The organism is Acinetobacter sp. NBRC 110496, assembly GCF_000876115.1.
Classification (GTDB): domain Bacteria; phylum Pseudomonadota; class Gammaproteobacteria; order Pseudomonadales; family Moraxellaceae; genus Acinetobacter.
The window spans coordinates 16,209-33,220 of record NZ_BBTF01000014.1; the positions used below are offsets into that span (position 1 = coordinate 16,209).

Here is a 17,012-nt window from a genome sequence, read left to right on the forward strand (position 1 = left end):
ATGATGATGCCTTCTTTAATTTTAAACACTTGTGGCACAAGCTTACTTACAAATGGCGGAATTAGTGATGATCTTCGCCGTTTAATTAGTAAGTATAGTAATCACAAACAACAGGATATTGAACCTGATGTTTTTTTAAACTTACAAAAGCATGTTGAACATCGCCGCCAATTACTCTTACAGGCTGACGAAGCTAACGCCCAGAAAAATAGTGCTGAATTAAATAGCTTATTAAGCTGGCAATCTCAACATATCCTAAATAGTCAGGATATATATTACCTCTTAGCAACTGATACTTATTTGGGGAAATTTACAGCAGAAAGTATTGCATTATGGCTGCAACAAAGAGGCTGTCAAACACAAGTTATTAGTTCAGATGGACTTAACACTGCATCTTTACAGGGATTTAGGCAGTCCTTATCTAGCCTTGTTAAACAGTTAGCAGAGCTTTTTGATGGATATAGGGCAAATGGTTATGCGGTCTATTTCAATTTAACGGGTGGTTTTAAGGGGTTAAATGGTTTTCTCCAAGCGTTATCGACGATTTATGCCGATCAGACTTTTTATCTATTTGAAAGTAGTCAGGAATTATTATATATCCCAAAGCTACCGTTTTTATTAGATGAAAATATCATTCATCGCCATTTATATGTATTTCGCCGTTTAAGTAATGATTTACCTGTTCAAAGAAATGACTGGAAAGAGATTCCAGATAGTTTACTGTTTCAACTTGATGAACAAACTGTCGTGTTGTCAGAATGGGGGGAGTTACTATGGCACAGTGGTTATAAACAAATTTATCAGCAAAAACTACTAGATAGCATTTCTGAGCGAGTGATTTATGCAGATACTTTTGAAGTAAGTACCAAAAGTCTATCGCCTCAAATATTACAGATTATCAATGAGCGTATTGCAGAGTTAGCTTCTTATACTGAAAATGATTGTAAGCATGCTTTAAAGTCTTTAGATCCTAAGCCATTGCAAGAAAAACAGTACAAAGATCGTAATCTTTGGGAGTGTGATCTAGATCCACATCATCGTATTTTTATGCAAAAGCAAGGATATAGTTTTGTTCTAGAGAAAGTAACCAAAGCTTTGCATTAAAAAAGAGTTTATATGTCCACCCTTAAAATCACACGTTACACAATCCAATTTAAAGTTCTTACAGCAATGCAGTTACCTGATTATGCAGGTTCCACTTTACGTGGAGCATTTGGTCATGCACTGAAGAGTATAGCTTGTCTTACTGCCCAACGTAATAAAGGTATATGTAAATGTAATCCTATAGAAAGCTGCTTATATAGACAGCTTTTTGATCCAACTAAACGTGAGCTAAAAACACAGGAGCGAGTACAGGATATCCCGCCACCTTTTATCATAGAAGCACATGGACTGCCTGGTTTATTAAAATCTGGGCAGGTAGCAAGATTTTATATGGTGTTAATTGGGGAGATGGCTCATCAACAATTGATGATGATTCAATTCGCTTGGCAGCGAGCTTTAGCAATTGGCTTTGGAACACAACTATCAAATGGCGGTATTCAGGCTGAATTCCAGAGTTTTTCTATTTGTGATCACCCCAAACTATTGATTGCACCACAATCTTCGTGTCGACTTAGTCTCGTAACTCATGTGAGATTACAACATCAGGGCAACTTTTTAAAAGTTGAGAATTTTGATGTAAAAACCTTTTGCTGGGCCATTTTTAGACGCTATTTGACAATCGCAGAGATCTATAGTGATTTAACGGTAAATGATGTACTGAAACAAAAGATTTTTAAGGATATCCAATTGGTTGATGGCAAGTTTGATGTTGAGTGGGTGAAATGGTCTCGCTATTCGAATCGTCAAAAACAGCGGATGGATCTTGATGGTTTAAGAGGAACGATTGAACTCACAGGCTTATCTGATGAATTATATTATTATTTATATTTGGGGCAATGGTTGCATACAGGAAAAGGTTGTGTCTTTGGTTTAGGGCAATATTCTTTAAGATAATCAGAAGTTGAAGAAATTGGGGTTATCTTTTTTGATCTACTTTTAAGAAAGTATAATTCAAAATCTTTGATGGATAGATCTGTTAGCCAATCACTTGAGGATTAGCTTTAAACCATGATTTTTGATTTGAATAAAAGCTTTATTGTAAGCACGACAAATTATGTCTTTCACCTTTCAAATGTTGCTGAAAAATAATTAAATTTCGGTAAACTATTCACGTTTCATTCTTCTCTTCGGACTTTAATAACAATGACCCAAGTACAACTGCAACAGCTACAAAAACAACTATGGAATATTGCCAATACCTTACGCGGCAAAATGGGTGCAGATGAGTTTCGTGACTATATTCTTGGGTTTATCTTCTTTAAATATTTATCTGAAAAAGCAGTTAGCTTCGCTAATGAATTACTTGATGGCGAAGATATTGGTTTTTTAGAGCTTGATGAGAATAACGCTGAGCATGTGCCATATATCGAAGAAATTAAAAAGAATGCCATTGAAGAAGTCGGCTATGCGCTGACACCAAAGCAACTATTCCATACGCTTGCTGAACGTGGTCGTAAAGGCGAATTTATTTTAGATGATTTGGCTGCAACGCTAAAAGCCATTGAACAAAGTACGCTGGGTTCAGACTCTGCCGATGACTTTGCCAATCTGTTTGAAGACCTTGATCTAAATTCGACCAAGCTCGGAAATACGGCGAGTGATCGTAATGAGCTTGTGGCAAAGGTTCTCAGTCATTTAGACGATATTGATTTTGATATTTCAAATACTGAATCAGATATTTTAGGTGATGCTTATGAATACCTGATTGGTGAGTTCGCATCAGGTGCAGGCAAAAAAGCAGGGGAATTCTATACGCCACAAACGGTATCAACCTTACTGGCGAAGATCGTAACTCAAGGTAAAACTCGTTTACGTTCAGTCTATGATCCGACTTGTGGTTCTGGTTCGTTGTTGCTACGTGTAAAGCGTGAAGTGCAAGATGTCGACATGATTTACGGTCAGGAAATGAACCGTACTACCTACAACTTGGCACGTATGAACATGATTTTGCATGATGTGCATTTTGCCAAGTTCGATATTAAGCAAGAAGATACCTTGATTCGCCCGCAGCATTTGGACAAGCGTTTTGATGCGGTGGTTGCCAATCCGCCATTTTCGGCAAAATGGTCTGCTGATCCGTTATTTTTACAGGATGAGCGTTTTGCGGCTTATGGCAAACTTGCGCCAAGTTCTAAAGCGGATATGGCATTTGTTCAGCACATGCTGCATCAATTGGATGAGCACGGCACGATGGCGGTAGTGCTTCCACATGGCGTTTTATTCCGTGGTTCGAGTGAGGGTGTAATTCGTCAGTACTTGATTGAACAGCTCAATGTGATTGATACCATTATTGGTTTACCTGCCAATATTTTCTATGGCACGTCTATTCCGACCTGTATTTTGGTGTTGAAGAAAAACCGTGAGCATAAAGACAATATTTTGTTTATTGATGCCAGCAACGAGTTTGAAAAGCAGAAGAATCAAAACAAGTTATTGCCTGAGCATTTGGACAATATTATTGGGGCATTTGAAAACCGTCAGAATATTGAAAAGTATGCGCATGTGGCGACTTTAAAAGAAGTGAAAGACAACGACTTTAACCTGAATATTCCGCGTTATGTGGATACTTTTGAAGCTGAGAATGAGATTGACCTTGATGCAATTGCTCAAGCCTTGCAGGCTTTGGAAGTTGAAAGCCAAAAGACCGATGCGGTGATTAGTGAGTTTTGCGCCGAGCTAGGGATTGCTTCGCCGTTTGCGGAGGTGAAGTAATGGCTGCACCGAAGTTAAGATTTAAAGAGTTTGATGGGGATTGGAAGCAAGAAACCCTAAAGAATTTAGCTACCTTTTCAAAAGGTAAGGGAATATCTAAAGCTGATATCTCAGAAGATGGTATTAATTTATGTATTCGGTATGGTGAACTTTATACAACTTATGGTCAGGTAATTGATCATATTCAATCTAAAACCAATGTATCAAAATCTGAATGTGTATTAAGCAAAGCTGGTGATGTAATTATTCCAGCATCAGGTGAAACCCAAATTGATATTGCAACAGCATCATGTGTATTGCGTGATGATATTATTCTCAGTGGTGATTTAAATATTTTAAGTCATCACGAAAATGGTGAATGGCTCGCGTACTATTTGAGTTCAGCAAAAAAATTAGAAATTGCTCAATTAGCTCAGGGTAACTCTGTTGTTCACCTGTATTCTTCTCAATTGAAAGATTTAAAAATTAATAAACCTTCTAAAGAAGAACAAACCAAAATCGCCTCTTTTCTTTCCGCAGTCGATGAAAAGATTAGCCAACTGACTCAAAAACATGAATTACTCAGCCAGTATAAACAAGGCATGATGCAGAAGTTGTTTAGTCAACAGGTTCGTTTTAAAGCGGATGATGGGAGTGAGTTTGGGGAGTGGGAGGAATTAAAATTTAAAGAGGTCATTAAAATTAAATATGGTAAAGATCACAAGAAATTAGATGATGGTGACATTCCTGTTTTAGGTACTGGCGGCATTATGCGCTATGTTGACTCATACCTTTATGACGGGGAAAGTATTCTGATTGGTCGCAAAGGTACGATAGATAAACCTCAATTTATATCAGGTAAATTTTGGACTGTAGATACATTGTTTTATACGGAAATAGGTAAAAAAATACTACCTAAATTCGCCTTTCAACAATTACTTTTAGTGAATTGGTTAAATCTGAACGAAGCTACAGGTGTGCCTAGTCTTAATACGACTTCCATTGGAAATATTGAGTTAAAAGTTCCATCTCTAAAGGAACAGACCAAAATCGCCAATTTCCTATCTGCCATCGACCAAAAAATAGAAGTCGTTGCACAACAAATTGAACAAGCTAAACAGTGGAAAAAAGGCTTGTTGCAGCAGATGTTTGTGTAGGGGGACATAGTGAATTTAGCAACTTCACCTTTTGAACATTTCACACAACTTTTAGATTCTGCAAAAAAGTTTAAAGCGACACCACGAGAAAAAACTTTTTTCGATACTGCGATTCGTAACCATTACGAAAATCCCACCACTGAATTGCTTGAATTTTTCTTAAACCCTCAAGAATCCCATGAGTTAGGAGAGGTGTTCTGGAAAGGCTTTAGTGATGTTGTTGAGGGAATCAGCACCCTAGAGAATTCTAGTTTAGGTCAAGTGGAAAATTTGGAGCGAGAATGCGTTACACATAATAGTAATCGTATCGACCTAATGATTGATACCGATACTCATCTCATTTTGGTAGAAGCAAAAATTTATCATCATCAAAACAATCCATTTGATGACTATGTGAAATATGCTCAAACACGCTCAAAAGGCAAAACTATCCTTGGCTTGATACTCAGTATCTCTGGTAAAAGTGAAGCCCCAAATTGGCTCGGTATTTCCTACCAACAATTGGTGAATGCTATCCGACCTTACCTTGCAGAACAAATGATGACGAATCCCATGAATAAATGGAATTTGTTTGCGCGTGAGTTTTTGCTGCATCTTGAAAGTTATTATCGTATACAGAATCTAGATATGAACCGTATCCAATTTATTTTTGATCATTATCAAGAGATTCAAGAGTTACAAAAACTTAAAACCAATACGATTAAAGAAGTTGTAGACAATATTAGCCAACTACTTAATCAATCGATTGAGGATTATGATGCTTATAACAAGTATGAAACATGGGGCGGAATTCGTTTTTATAACCATGCGTGGAATAACTTAACAAATACCACTTTATTTATTAAAGAGCATCAAGGTGAAACAGTATTTGATGTGACAACTTACATTTTGAATTTACCTGAAGCATTAGAGGAACAAGCATTTTCTATTTTGAAATGCAATGATGATTCACGCTACCTCAACTGGAAAATTGAAAAATATAAAGGTGGTACTGAACGCTGGTTATGTATCTATTGGCGAGCACCTGAAAATAATTTTGAAGCGATTCGAGATTTAATTTTGGAGAAAGCAAGTTTGTTAGATGTAGTTGAAAAAAATTTAAGATAAATCAGTATATTGAATATAAATCGAATAAGAATTTAGAGAGTAGAGGATGAAATGACAGTACAAAGCGAATATCAACTTGAAAATGAACTGATTGCACAATTGCAAGGGCTAGGGTATGCAACCGTTACCATCAAGGATGAACGCCAACTACTGTCAAATCTCAAAACACAAATTGAACGTGCCAACGGACTTGCACCATTATCAGAAACTGAGTGGAAGCAGGTCATTAGCTTTCTCAATACAGGCACTGTATTTGAAAGAGCTAAAAATCTACGTGACCAGTTTCCTGTTAAATTTGATGATGGTTCAAGTAAGCACATTTTCTTTTTATCGGATAACCCAAGCAAAAACGTATACCAAGTCACCAATCAAATCACGGTAGATCATCGTGATTTTAATGGTCGAACCAGCCGTTTTGATGTCACGCTCTTGGTCAATGGTTTGCCTTTAGTTCAAATTGAATTGAAAAAACGAGGCATGGAAATTGCCGAAGCTTTCAATCAGACGCAACGCTATATTCGTGAAGCGTATTGGGCAGGGCAAGGGCTGTTTGGTTTTATTCAGCTCTTTATTATCAGTAACGGCGCAAATACTCGCTACTATTCAAACGGTACGACAGGGATAGAGTTTGCCTTTCCGTGGGCAGATGTTGCCAATAAACATATCAATGAAATTGTCGATTTTGCTGATGCATTTTTAAATCATAAGCATCTTACAGACATGCTGACTCAATACATGGTAATGCTGGAAACCAGTAAAAGTTTGATGGTGTTACGCCCATATCAAATTTACGCCGTGCAAAAGATTATTGCCCATGTACAGAATTCAGAGCAAAACGGCTATATCTGGCACACCACAGGTTCAGGTAAAACACTGACATCATTTAAAGCCAGTCAGCTCATCATGAAAATGCCTGATGTAGAAAAGGTCTTGTTTGTGGTGGATCGTAATGACCTTGATACCCAGACTTCACGCGAGTTTAATGCCTTTAAAGCTGAGAGTGTGGATAGCACAGACAGCACACATACTTTAGTGAAGCAACTCGATCAACGCCATGACAAGCTTATCGTGACCACCATTCAAAAGCTGAATCGTGCGATTAGCACAGACCGATATTTAGAACACATCAATTATCTAAAAGACAAAAAAGTCGTATTCATTTTTGATGAATGTCACCGTAGTCAATTTGGTGATACCCATCAAAACATAAAAAAGTTCTTTAGTAATGCACAGATGTTTGGATTCACGGGAACACCGATCTTTGAGGAAAATAGTCAATCCAAAGCAGGTTTGAAACTCACCACAGATTATTTATTCAATCAGTGTTTGCATCAATATGTGATTGTGGATGCGATTCGAGACCGCAATGTATTGCAGTTCCAAATAGATTATCGTGGCAAATATACTGCTAAAGGTATGCAGAACAACCTTGACTATGATGAAGATGTTGAAGGGATAGATACCAAAGAGCTTTATGATAATCCGCAGCGATTAGAAATGATTGCTCGTTATATCGTTGATACGCATGACACTAAAACCAAGAACCGTGAGTTTACGGCGATGTTCTGTGTCAGTTCAGTGGATACCCTAACGCAGTATTATGAACTGTTTGAAAAGGTACAAGCTGAGAAGCAACAACAAGATGAGGCGCAAGGTCGATTATTTAAACCTCTCACCATTGCGACTATTTTCTCCTACGGTGCGAATGAAGCTGTTGAGAACAATGACCAAAATGGATTGATTCAAGAAGAATCAACGGATACTCCGAACCAAATAAATCAGTCTAGTCGTGATAAATTGGATCGCTATATTGCCAATTATAATGCTCAGTTCGGCACAAATTATAACTCTGGTGATGGATTCTATGCTTATTACCGTGATATTGCAGATCGGGTAAAGAAAAAGCAGATTGATATTTTACTGGTCGTAAATATGTTCCTCACAGGCTTTGACTCAAAGCCTTTGAATACCTTGTATGTCGATAAGAACCTTAAATATCATGGTCTAATTCAGGCTTTTTCACGGACTAACCGTGTTTACAATGATAAAAAACCATTTGGAAATATTATTAGCTTCCGTAACCTAAAACGTGCTACAGATGAAGCATTAGCATTATTTTCAAATAAAGAAGCACGGAAGACCGTTCTTGTCCCTAGCTTTGATGAAATCAAACAAGATTATGAGCAAGCCGTTGAAAAGCTACTCAGTATTACGCCTGACTATCAAACAGTAGATGACTTAGTCACAGAAGATGAACAACTTGAATTTATTAAAGCGTTTCGTGAGGTCATGCGTTACAACGCTCAATTGCAGACTTTTATAGAGTACGATCAAGACCTGACAAAGTTAGATAAACAGCACTTTGCGAATTTTGCATCTAAATATGCTGATCTCTGTCGTGCGATTCGAAAAACCACCAAGAAAGAAAAAGTCTCGGTGCTGGATGATGTCGATTTTCAATTGGATTTGCTGCACAGTGATCGTATCAATGTGGGTTATATCCTGACACTGTTACAGATGGCAGTGAATGCTGAAACAGATGAGCAGCGTAAGAAATACGAAGCCCAAGTACATGACCTGATTGGCAGTGATATTAGCTTGCATGACAAGCAAGACTTGATACAAAAGTTCATCGAAGAAAACATGCCGAAAATGATCAATGGGCAAAGCGTACAAGTGGCTTTTGCTCAGTTTTGGGATGCGGAAAAAGAGCAAGCTTATCAGCACTTTTGTGAACAAGAAAATATAAAGCCTGAAGTAATGAAGCAAGTGTTAGATAATTATGAATTCAATAAACGCTTACCAAGAAAAGAAGAAATGAAAGAGTTGCCAAACTACAAGATCAAGCTTTTTGAGCGGGACAGTGTATTATCCAATTTGTTAGTGAAAACACGACAGTTGATTGAGAAGTTTTATGTGGGGCTGTAGTAAGGGTTTAGAATTACTTAAACCCTTAAATTTTGGATTTGATACCTTGTATTTCTCCCACCACCTTCAAGTTTTATGATACAGCCTTTTTCCAATAAATCAGTCAGATGGCGAGTTGCTGTTGCTCGGCTAACTTTAGCCACTTTCTGATATTGTGAAGCACTGATTCCATGCTCAAAGCCATTTTCCCCACCATCAAGCAGTCGGTTTAAAACTTTACGCTGCCCCTCCTGTAAATCCACTTCCGAAAAAACCTGCCAAAATGTACTTTTTCGAAGCGTCCTTTCAATACGCTTTAATGTTTGCTCAAGGCTTTCATTGAGTGCCTCTAGAAACCAAAGTAACCAATCTGTAATATCAGAATTACCTTTTTGAGTGGCTTCAAGAATTTCATAATAACTCTTACGCTTATTCAGGATGACAGGTGACATAGCATATAGACGGATACTTTGTTGATCCATCTGAGCTAAAGCCAAGTCAGTCAATGTACGTGTAATACGTCCATTACCATCATCAAAAGGATGGAGTGTCACAAACCATAGGTGAGTAATGCCAGCCCGAATGAGTGGGTCAAGCAGGGTATTGGTTCTACCTGTGTTAAACCACTGAATAAATTCATCTACACGTTGCTCTAAACCATCTCGTGGTGGAGCTTCAAAATGTACAGTAGGGTAATCCATGCGCCCTGATACAACCTGCATAGGTTCATGTCCACGTAATTGTCCTATCCGAATACGTTGCATCGTCCAGTCAGTTTCATTAAATAACCATTGATGCCATTGGAATAATCTTTCAACAGATAAGTCTTGTTCAAAATTATTTAAGGCATCCAACATGATATTGGCTAGACCATCTGAACGTTCTGAGCTTGGATAGGGTTGTTCCAGTGATACACCTAGGCGTTTTGCCAGAGATGAACGCAGCGAATAAACATTCAGAGTTTCATTTTCAATTGCTGAGGATGAGACAAGATTGGCAATCAGGTTGTCTAGGGTAAGGTATTCTTTTTCAGGATTATGCTGACTTTGTCCAATCAGGATTCCAATTTTTTGATGAATATGTCTGGTGAGTGGAAGGATATTTTCATCTTTCCATGTAAAGCTTGTCCAGTAAGGCTGTTTCCAAATCCAGTCATCATACATATTTGGTCATCCTCTGAAAGAGTGAAGAATGGGAGTGAGTAGATTGTAGTGTATATTCGACTCACTAAATGAGTCAAATAAATTTATGATTCAGCTCATCTAATGATTCAATCTGATTGCTTATTTGATGGGCATAAAAAATGGTGGGTAGGTTGCGGTGTAGGCTGTTTTAATGATTTTGGAAAAGTGTAGGTTGTTGTATAGGTTTTTAGAAATTAGTGAAAAATTGTTTTATAAATCAATGTAAAGGTATTTCTGCATCATCGGCGTATGTGATGAAAGATCAGTCATGATTTCAGCGCTATTCATGCGTATTAAACTCTTTAAAAATCAATAATATTTACTTTTGGTGATTGAACCAATTTCAGTTTTTGTGAATATGGATGCCACTCAAATAATGATGACAACTAAATAAACGTAGAGAATTGCATCCATAGTATAAAGCGGCTTCAAGCCTTTCTAGTGATGCAATGGTAACAAATTTGAGTTATTGAAAAAAAGGGTGGTGAAATGAGAGTATGTATATTCAATGTACAGTTAGCCATTTACGATAAAATCATAGATTTTGAATGGTAGGGTTTTACATGAAAACTTTTTCTTTTTAAATGCTTATGATGCATAGTCAAAGATTTAATATGATTTTACTTCGATGCAAAATTAAGTGGAATAAGTTAACAGCCGGAGTCTTGAGCCGCTATCATTGTCTTGATAATTACAGTATTAAACTGAGTACTTAATAATGAAAAATATTTTATTTATTTCTGCTATTTTGATTCAGCTACCAAGCTATAGTCTCGCTAATGACTCAACCGGTTATGTCGGTACGGGTGGAGTGTCCTATATTAAAAATGCGCAGATTGCGATGCAAAGTGAAGAGCTATTTATTAGTAAAAAGCTGATTAAGGTGGATTATCTGTATAAAAATTTAAGTTCTCAAGATGTGACGGAAACCATTTTATTTCCCTTACCGCGTATTGATAACTTCTTTGAAGCGGATTTTGCCCATACCGAAGCATTGTTAAAAAGCTTTAAAATTATTGTTGATGGTAAAAATATAAAACCAGAAATGCATGTGCGCACCTTTATCCAAAAGGATGAAAAGTCGCCGCTGATTGATGCAACAGATCTATTTAAACAATGTGGTTTTAGCCAAATAGAGATGCTTAATCCCTGGGTTCGCAACAATGATGACTCTGCCTATTATGTAGATAAATTAAAGCAATGTAAGCAGCCAAAAATGCAGAAAATTTTGGCGAATTTTAAAAAAGATGATGAAATTCCATGGTCATCTCAAGTGATTTATAGTTGGAAGCAAACCTTTAAAGCCAATGCATTGACCAAAATTCAGCATCAATATCAACCTTTGGTGGGCGGGTCTGTGGGTCTCACACCAGACGAAGATAGCCAGCAATTTTGCATAGATAAACAGTTTAAGCAGGGCCTTAAAAAAGCACAGGCAGAACATTCGCCGTTTAGTGCGTTAGGTTATATTTTGACGACAGGTGCTAACTGGGCAAAGCCTATTGAAAACTTTAAGTTAACGATTGAGCGTGATAAAGACGAACTGGTTTCATTTTGTTGGGATGGCAAAGTTAACAAAATTAGTCCGACTCAATTTCAAATGAGCAAAACCAAGTTTGTACCAAAACAAGATTTAGACGTTATTTTTGTTCATCTCCCATAAACCCATACAAACTTTAATCTGTATAAAATTGCATCACTTGTTATTGTGTGTCATAACCTAACTATGGCGCACAATAACAAGAGGATGCCGTATGTTGCTCAAGGGAAAAGTAGCAGTAATTTTTGGAGGCAGCGGTGCAATTGGCACTGCGATTGCGCGGGTTTTTCTTCGTGAAGGAGCACATGTTTATTTATGCGCAAGAGATTTAAATAAACTACAAAACATTGCGACACAACTGCAAAAACATAAAGGTGTGGTACATACCGTTAGTGTTGATGTGCTAGATAGCCAAGTAACCAGTGAGGCAGTTGCTCAAATTGCCCAAGCGACGGATGGACTCGATATCGTCATTAATGCGACCAGTTTTATACATAATCAGGGTAAAGAACTTTTGGAGTTAAACCTTGATGAGTTCGTTGGGGGAATAAATCCATTTCTAACGACGCAGTTTAATATATCGAAAGCTGTGGTTCCTTATATGGGCGGTAAGCGCGGCGGAACCATCATTTCAATTGTGGCACCATCAGCTCGGATGGCAATACCGGGACATTTAGGACATATTGTGGGCTGTGCTGGAATTGAAGCGTTTATTAAGGCGCTTGCCAGTGAGTTAGGTTCTAAAAATATACGGGTACTCGGTGTGCGCTCGCATGCAATTGTTGATGCGGTTCAAGCGGGTTCTTATACACGTGAATTGTTTGAGTCTAAAGCACAGGCCATGGGGCTCAGCATAGGGCAATGGCTTGAAGGTGCTGCTCAGGGCACCATGCTAAAGCGACTACCGACACTTTCACAAGTTGCAGAAACCGTTGCTTTCCTTGCCTCGGAACATGCGAACTCAATGACCGCAACGGTTGTAAACATGACCGCTGGTGCAATAATTGATTAAAAATAAATATTATATTTTGTTTTATTTCAAACGATTAAATGAGTATTTGTTGCTCTGATGCTAGGCGGCTTGCATAAAAAACTGCTGATGTTGCTAGCTTAATTATGGAAATACCTTTCATACTATAAAAGAGAGGAGTTTTTTAAGACAGGATGAAACGTGAATTTAAAAAATCTGGAAGCATTTTACTGGGTGGTGACGCTGAATAGTTTTAATAAGGCAGCGACAAAATTACAGACCACTCAGCCAGCAGTTTCACAAAAAATCACTGCCATTGAAAATGACCTTGGATTTAAAGTTTTAGATCGAAGTTTTCGCCAACTGAAACCCACGCATAAGGGCATGACCTTATTTAAATATGCTGAAAAATTGATGCGTTTAGAAACTGAACTCATCGCAGAATTAACTGAAAATCAGCATTTGACTGGCATAATTCGTTTAGGCGTTTCGGAAACTATTGTCTACACATGGTTGGTCGAATATATCGAGAAAGTTCAGCAAGAATTTCCCAAAGTTTCGGTGGAAATTGTGGTTGATCTGACCCCGAATTTACAAGAAGGTGTACGCACAGGCGATCTTGACATGGCCTTTTTACTCGGGCCGACGCTAGCTTTTGAATGTATTGAACAGGCACTTTGTGATTTTGAACTCAGCTTCTTGGCTTCACCTTCATTTAAAGGAGGGATTGCTCAAATGTCATTGAAAACCCTGATGTCGCATACGATCTTAACCTATCCAAAAATTACCTATCCCTATAAAGAGCTGAAAGCCAAAATGAAGGAACAGGGGCTGGATGAGCCGCTTTCGATCACCAGTTATTCTTTAGCCACACTGTTACGTTTGGCTGAGCAAGGTTTGGGAATCGCTGTGGTGCCGACCTTAACCGCTTTAAAAGAAATTACCGATGGTCGATTAGAAATATTAAATACGCCAATTCAGTTAAAGACCTTTCACTTTACCTCGATTTATATTCAAGGCAGTGATGTTGCTTTAAAAGAGAAATTAACCGATGTCGCCGTGATGGTCTCGGAAAGTGCGATGCAAAGGCTGAATCAACACATCAAAAAATAGAAGCTGCTTCACTTACTTTACAGTGTATTGCTTTGCTCTAGAACAAGGTCATTTGTTGGATAAGCCATAAAAGCAGCTTATGGAATGTGATAAGTAAAATTTATATTGAACAATATTAAAAATAAAAAATTAATAAATTCATATTCTTACTTTAAATTTTTTCTGTAAAAAGTCGTATTGTCCAGCTGGCTTGCTTATGTTCTTATTCTAAATGGAAGATTTGATTACCCATCGCGTTGTGGGAGAACAGGGAATCTTTTTGATTTAAAAGGATTAAAGCAGATTGTTTGTAAATAAAATGATGCTCTTGGATCAAGTTAAAAATCGCGTTATTGAGCTCAAATGGATGAGGAACGCATAAATATGTCTTTACTGAAGTCTTCTTTTCTATCCGATCGCCAATGGGCCATCGTCGCCTCAATATTTATGATGGCAACTTCGGCAATGGGGCCTGGATTTTTAACCCAAACCGCTGTATTTACGGTGAAGTTAGGTGCCGCATTTGGGTTTGCCATTTTAGTTTCAATTTTGATTGATTATGTGGTGCAACAAAACATTTGGCGTGTAGTGACCCTCACGCAAATGCGTGCATCCGATATTGCCAATAAGGCTTTACCGGGCAGTGGTTATCTGCTCGCGTTTCTGGTGATTCTAGGCGGTTTCTTCTTTAGCATCGGAAATATTGCAGGCGCGGCATTAGGTCTCAATGCGCTATTTGGTTTGGATACCAAGTGGGGCGGTATCCTCAGTGGTGCCTTGGCGATTTTGATTTTTGCCTCAAGAAAAGCCACGCTTGCGATGGATAAAAGTATGATCGTATTGGGATTGCTGAAAATCATCCTGATCATTATTGTGGCTGTGATTGTAATGCCACCTGTTGGACAAGCGGTACAGCAAACCTTTGCACCAGACCAAATTGATTTTGCCATTATTACCACCATTGTCGGTGGCACGGTTGGTGGGTATATCTGCTATGCAGGTGCACATCGTTTACTGGATAAAGGCGCAGTTGGTCCCGAAAATATCGATGAAGTGGCCAAAGCTGCAACCAAAGGTATTGTGGTGGTTGGCATCATGCGCTATGTGCTGTTTCTAGCATTCTTGGGTGTGGTGGTCAGTGGAGCAAGTATTGATCTCGCCAGTCATAATGCCAATCCTGCCGCACAGGCATTCCATTACGCTACGGGGACATTCGGTTATAAATTATTTGGCCTGATCTTCTGGGCAGCAGGGATCAGTAGCACCATTGGTGCAGCCTATACCTCGGTTTCATTCTTCACTGCATTTAAAAAGAACTTAACGCCAAAGCAAAGCAATTACACCACGATTAGCTTCATTGCCTTGGCCTTATTACTGTATGTGGTATTAGGTGCAACGCCAGCCGGTCTATTGATTTTTGTTGGTGGGTTTAATGGTTTAGTTCTACCAATCGGACTTACCATTTTTGTCTATGTTGCGGCTTGCCGTAGAGACTTGATGGGCAATTATAATTATCCAAAATGGTTAATTATTCTGGGTGCGTTAACCTGTGTGTTGACGTGGTGGATGGGCTATATGTCGTTTACAACCGTGTTTAACTATTTGACTAAACTGTAAGCCAGATGATCGTGAATTGATAAAGGAATGATGCCATGTTTGTAGATTTAAATAGTGATTTGGGCGAAAGCTTTGGTTCATGGAAAATGGGCAATGATGATCAGATTTTGCCTGTGGTGACCAGTGCCAATATTGCATGTGGTTTTCATGCAGGAGACCCGCTTGGCATTTTAAAAACAGTGCGTAAAGCCGTTGAACTGGGTGTCACGATCGGTGCACATGTGTCTTATCCAGATCTAGTTGGTTTTGGTCGCCGTAATATGGATGTGTCACGTGACGAATTGATTGCTGATGTGCTGTACCAAATTTCAGCGCTGGATGGTTTAGCAAAAGTGGCAGGTTCAAAAGTGCAATATGTTAAACCGCATGGTGCACTCTACAACACCATTGCCCATGATCAAGCTCAGGCAGCCGCAGTGATTGATGCGATTAAAATGTATCATCCTGAACTGGTTCTAGTGGCTTTGGCAGGTTCAAACTTGGTCGAGCAGGCACGTGCTGCGGGTTTAAAAGTGGTGTCGGAAGCATTTGCAGATCGTGCTTACAACAGCGATGGTTCACTGGTGTCTCGTCGTTTAGACGGTGCAGTTTTACACGACTCAGCATTTGTGGCCAGTCGTGTGGTGTCCATGCTGAAAAATGGTGGAGTAGAGTCAATTGATGGTGTATTTACTCCCATTCAGGCTGACACCATTTGCCTACATGGTGACACCGATGGCGCTTTAGAAATGTCAGCAGCGATTAAAGCCGAACTACTAAAACACAAGATTGAAATCCGCCCGTTTGTAAATAAAGTATAAGGATGAGCACCATGTATAAGGATATTAAAGTCGACCCAGCTCAGCTTGAAGCCGCTTTAGATGCACGCTTAAAAATCCGTGCTGGTTTTGATCAGCCGACAGCAGGCATGGCTGCGGGTATGACGCAGGTGAATATGATTTCGGTACCGAAAGCGTGGGCCTATGACTTTTTGCTCTATGCACATCGTAATCCGCAAAGCTGTCCAGTGTTGGATGTGCTCGAAGAAGGCATCTATGCAACCAAGCTTGCTGCAGACTCAGATATTAGAACTGATTTCCCGCGTTATCGCATTTGGAAAGAGGGCGAAATGGTCGATGAAGTGACCGATGCGAGCGAGATTTATCATGCACATCCTGATTTGGTGACTTTCTTGATTGGTTGTAGTTTTTCTTTTGAAACTGCTCTGCAAGAAGCGGGGATTGAGGTACGACATATTCAGGATAAGACCAATGTGCCAATGTATCTAAGTAATATTCAGTGCCAGCCCGCAGGGCGTATTTCAGGCAATATGGTGGTTTCCATGCGACCTATTCCGTCACATCAAATTAGTGAAGCGGTAAAAATTACAGCGAGTATGCCGAGTGTGCATGGCGCACCCGTACATATTGGATATCCTGAAGGCTTGGGCATTCGGGATCTAAATCAGCCTGATTTTGGTGAAGCCTCCCGGATCGAAGCAGGTGAAATCCCCGTGTTTTGGGCCTGTGGAGTCACTCCACAAGCGGCAGTCATGAACTCTAAAATTCCTTTTGCAATTAGCCATGCACCCGGCCATATGTTGATTACCGACATTCCTGACCGCGCGTGGATGGGCTAATTGGACTAAGCAACCATTAAAAAGG

General features: G+C 39.0%; 13 protein-coding genes. 12 read left to right on the top strand and 1 reads right to left on the bottom strand.

What is annotated here, in order from left to right:
* Window positions 1-6 precede the first annotated feature (6 nt).
* The 6 genes from Aba26S_RS09040 (at window position 7) to Aba26S_RS09065 (ending at window position 8,987) form a co-directional block, all read left to right on the top strand.
* Window positions 7-1,104 (top strand): putative CRISPR-associated protein, encoded by a 1,098-nt coding sequence (locus Aba26S_RS09040; protein ID WP_043971516.1) that lies wholly within the window; start codon window positions 7-9, stop codon window positions 1,102-1,104.
* A gap of 12 nt (window positions 1,105-1,116) precedes the next feature.
* Window positions 1,117-1,998 (top strand): CRISPR system precrRNA processing endoribonuclease RAMP protein Cas6, encoded by an 882-nt coding sequence (cas6, locus tag Aba26S_RS09045; RefSeq protein ID WP_043971519.1) that lies wholly within the window; start codon window positions 1,117-1,119, stop codon window positions 1,996-1,998.
* A gap of 249 nt (window positions 1,999-2,247) precedes the next feature.
* Window positions 2,248-3,816, top strand: coding sequence for a type I restriction-modification system subunit M (locus Aba26S_RS09050; protein WP_043971521.1), 1,569 nt, complete (start codon window positions 2,248-2,250; stop codon window positions 3,814-3,816).
* A complete protein-coding gene (locus tag Aba26S_RS09055; protein WP_043971524.1) occupies window positions 3,816-4,952 on the top strand; it encodes a restriction endonuclease subunit S in 1,137 nt (378 codons plus the stop codon). Before Aba26S_RS09050 ends, Aba26S_RS09055 begins: the two co-directional genes overlap by 1 nt.
* A gap of 9 nt (window positions 4,953-4,961) precedes the next feature.
* The gene (locus tag Aba26S_RS09060) at window positions 4,962-6,059 is read left to right on the top strand and encodes a PD-(D/E)XK nuclease family protein (RefSeq protein WP_043971527.1); all 1,098 of its coding nucleotides are present in this window, start codon (window positions 4,962-4,964) and stop codon (window positions 6,057-6,059) included.
* Between the two features lie 51 nt (window positions 6,060-6,110).
* Window positions 6,111-8,987: a type I restriction endonuclease subunit R gene (locus Aba26S_RS09065; RefSeq protein ID WP_043971529.1), complete on the top strand. Its 2,877-nt coding sequence runs from the start codon at window positions 6,111-6,113 to the stop codon at window positions 8,985-8,987.
* Window positions 8,988-9,004: 17 nt separating this feature from the next.
* On the opposite strand, the gene Aba26S_RS09070 is transcribed toward Aba26S_RS09065, so the two are convergent.
* Window positions 9,005-10,129, bottom strand: a complete 1,125-nt coding sequence (locus Aba26S_RS09070) for a Fic family protein (RefSeq protein ID WP_043971532.1) — start codon at window positions 10,127-10,129, stop codon at window positions 9,005-9,007.
* A 739-nt stretch (window positions 10,130-10,868) separates the two neighbouring features.
* Between Aba26S_RS09070 and Aba26S_RS09075 the strand changes: the two genes are divergently transcribed.
* From Aba26S_RS09075 to Aba26S_RS09100, 6 genes are all read left to right on the top strand, one after another.
* A complete protein-coding gene (locus tag Aba26S_RS09075; protein ID WP_043971534.1) occupies window positions 10,869-11,813 on the top strand; it encodes a DUF4424 family protein in 945 nt (314 codons plus the stop codon).
* Window positions 11,814-11,904: 91 nt separating this feature from the next.
* Window positions 11,905-12,702 carry an SDR family NAD(P)-dependent oxidoreductase gene (locus Aba26S_RS09080; RefSeq protein ID WP_043971535.1) on the top strand — a complete coding sequence of 266 codons (798 nt, stop codon included), beginning with the start codon at window positions 11,905-11,907 and terminating at the stop codon, window positions 12,700-12,702.
* 159 nt (window positions 12,703-12,861) lie between these two features.
* Window positions 12,862-13,773 (top strand): LysR family transcriptional regulator MumR, encoded by a 912-nt coding sequence (mumR, locus tag Aba26S_RS09085; protein WP_043971538.1) that lies wholly within the window; start codon window positions 12,862-12,864, stop codon window positions 13,771-13,773.
* A 342-nt stretch (window positions 13,774-14,115) separates the two neighbouring features.
* Complete coding sequence (locus tag Aba26S_RS09090; RefSeq protein WP_096911452.1) at window positions 14,116-15,369, top strand: NRAMP family divalent metal transporter; 1,254 nt, start codon at window positions 14,116-14,118, stop codon at window positions 15,367-15,369.
* A gap of 35 nt (window positions 15,370-15,404) precedes the next feature.
* A complete protein-coding gene (locus tag Aba26S_RS09095; protein ID WP_043971542.1) occupies window positions 15,405-16,169 on the top strand; it encodes a LamB/YcsF family protein in 765 nt (254 codons plus the stop codon).
* A 2-nt stretch (window positions 16,170-16,171) separates the two neighbouring features.
* Window positions 16,172-16,987, top strand: a complete 816-nt coding sequence (locus Aba26S_RS09100; protein ID WP_096911453.1) for a putative hydro-lyase — start codon at window positions 16,172-16,174, stop codon at window positions 16,985-16,987.
* The last annotated feature ends 25 nt before the right edge of the window (window positions 16,988-17,012 follow it).